At 49.1% G+C, this 2,342-nt stretch carries 2 protein-coding genes; both read right to left on the bottom strand.

The genetic code is table 11. The features are described from left to right. A partial coding sequence (locus WBA23_RS20715) for a hypothetical protein (RefSeq protein ID WP_424584188.1) occupies positions 1-1,558 on the bottom strand: 1,558 nt, incomplete at its 3' end. Between the two features lie 90 nt (positions 1,559-1,648). Further along, on the bottom strand, positions 1,649-2,218 hold the full coding sequence (locus WBA23_RS20720; RefSeq protein ID WP_424584189.1) for a toxin-antitoxin system YwqK family antitoxin: 570 nt from the start codon (positions 2,216-2,218) through the stop codon (positions 1,649-1,651). Positions 2,219-2,342: the final 124 nt, after the last annotated feature.

The following is a 2,342-nucleotide window of genomic DNA, read 5'->3' on the forward strand; positions in this document are numbered from 1 at the left end:
TTTGCAATTGCTCGCCAGTATAAATCTCTTTTGAGTCTTTACTAACATCTATCACTTCGTACCGTTGATCTTCTTTTGCAGTAAACCATTCGGGAAACTGGTTAATGCGGGGCCAATCGGCAGGTAGGTTCATAACGGTTTGGTGGCGGGGCGCATCAAATATCAGCTTTCCTTCCCAGTGCTGATCGGTAGTCATGATTAACAGTAGATTATCGCCTTCGCGTACCGCCCCCAGATTAATATCGCTGTGCCAGGGGGCAGCCGTTACTCCCTGCGATTTCCAGAGGCAGTACATGATGGTGGTACGGGCGAAGTTGCCATCGCCGTGCCAGCCTTCAATAATACCGCTTTCCTGCTGCATCGCCCACATCACCTGGGTTTCGCTATTCAGCCACTGGGCTACCGAAGCTACCGGTTCGCGGTTGTACAGATTCAAAGTGCCCTCGATAGCATCGGCGTAGCCATCCGAAGAACCGTGTTCCCAATCAAAATTGCGGTAATGTTGGTTCAGTGAATTCAAAGCTTTCAGCGTAGCCTGTCGGTAGGCTTCTACCGAATCCAGCTGATAAACGGTATAAAATCCGTTGAGCGTGTAGCCGAAGTTATCAGCAATCCCTTCATCTACAATCTCACTAGTTTGTGGATTCACTACATTGTAGAACAAACCATGTTCGTTACGACCTACTTCCAGAATCCGGTCGAGCATATTGTGCAGTGGCTTCTGGTAGATCTCCTTTTTTTCCGGCATTGCAAAGTGAACAGTAGCATAGAGTTCGCACAGTCCGGATACAATCTCACAGCCGTGGTCGCGCAGTCGCAGCTCCGTAAAATTTTGGGTAGGATGCTGATCGCCCAGCAGGTAGTAGTCACCCACCCGAATGGCCCAGTCTAGGTACTTCTGGTCACCAGTCATCCAGTAAATACGGGCGAGCGTCTGTAGCATCTCCCCGTTTACTTCTACGTTGGTAGAGACCAGATTTCCGTAGGGCGTTTTCACCGGAGCGTGCTTCCACATATCGTCCAGCATGCTGATCATTCGTTCCGACCAGGGGCTAGCACCCAGCCATTCGGTGAGCGGTAGCAGTCCGTCTTTGATGTACTCCGAAGCTCCGAACATGATATCGGCGGTATCGATTTGCTCCACAGCAAAATCATTCTTCACGAAGGAGTACGTATCAGGCAGCGCATCCCAGCGAGAAGTTAGTTCGGTTTCGGTACGCAGTATCTCCATCATCCTTCCTTCAAACATCGACTGATCAGTAAGCGCGGCAGTTAGCACCATAAAGGGATAGTTGTCGGCGGCAGCATCTTTGGCGTTCCAGATGTCGGAACTTCCCTCTAAGTTTCGGGGAATCAATCCGGTTTCCGGGTCAGACTGCTTGAGCCAACCTTCCACAAACCGGTGACAGCGTTCCAAACCTTCGTTTACTAATTTGCCGTTGGCAGTGGCTTGGTTAAAAGCAGCAGCATTTTCCGGCTCAGCCGATTGAGAAGATCCACAAGAGGAGAAGAAAATAGCACTTGAAATGATAAGGAGGTAGCAAAAGAGATTATTCATAGCTCACTGCGGAAAGAAGGTTAAGACATAGTACGGAGAAATTGCGAAAGCATCAATTCCGGTAGCTCTCCCATTTCATAATCTCTAAACCTATTCATCAGGATTCTTCATTTTCTTCTTCTTGCCTCGGGCATTGTAGCGGTACCAATCACCTACCCGCTTGCCCTCCTTAAACTGGCCAGTGTATTCCAGCTTTCCTGCCGGAGTGTAGAATTTCCAAGCGCCAGTTTCTTTTCCATCAGCAAAGGAGCCGGTTTGCCAGAGTTCTCCGTCCTCGTGGTAAAATGTCCACTCGCCATGAGGCAATCCCTGCTGGTAACTCCCCACCCGTTTCAGTTGACCATCTTCGTAAAAAAATCGCCACTCGCCCTGGTACAATCCGTTTTTGTAAACTCCCCGCTTCTCAACTGAGCCATTCGCGTAGTAGTAGTGAGCGGAGTCCTGCGGTAGTCCTTGCTGCCAATTTTCTTCGCCGATTAAATTGCTGGTAAAATCGTAGTAGCGAACGGCACCGTACAGCGTATCGTGCTGGTAGGTTTCAGTGGCACTAATCTGCCCGTCAGGATAATAGAACGTCCATTCGCCCTCCTTCCCATACTCGCTCAATTGACCTTCGGCTTTGAGGGGGCCGTCTTGGTAGTACTCTTTTGTTTGGCCCAAAGCTAAGGTGGTTGCAAGAGCGAAAAATAAGCTAAAAAATAAGTGTGTTTGAGTGTTCAAGTGTTTTGGTGCTTGGTGTTAGGGCCGTCATGAAATGATGTTACAGTATCTAACACATTTACGG

The organism is Tunicatimonas sp. (assembly GCF_049647865.1).
Lineage (GTDB): Bacteria > Bacteroidota > Bacteroidia > Cytophagales > Cyclobacteriaceae > Tunicatimonas.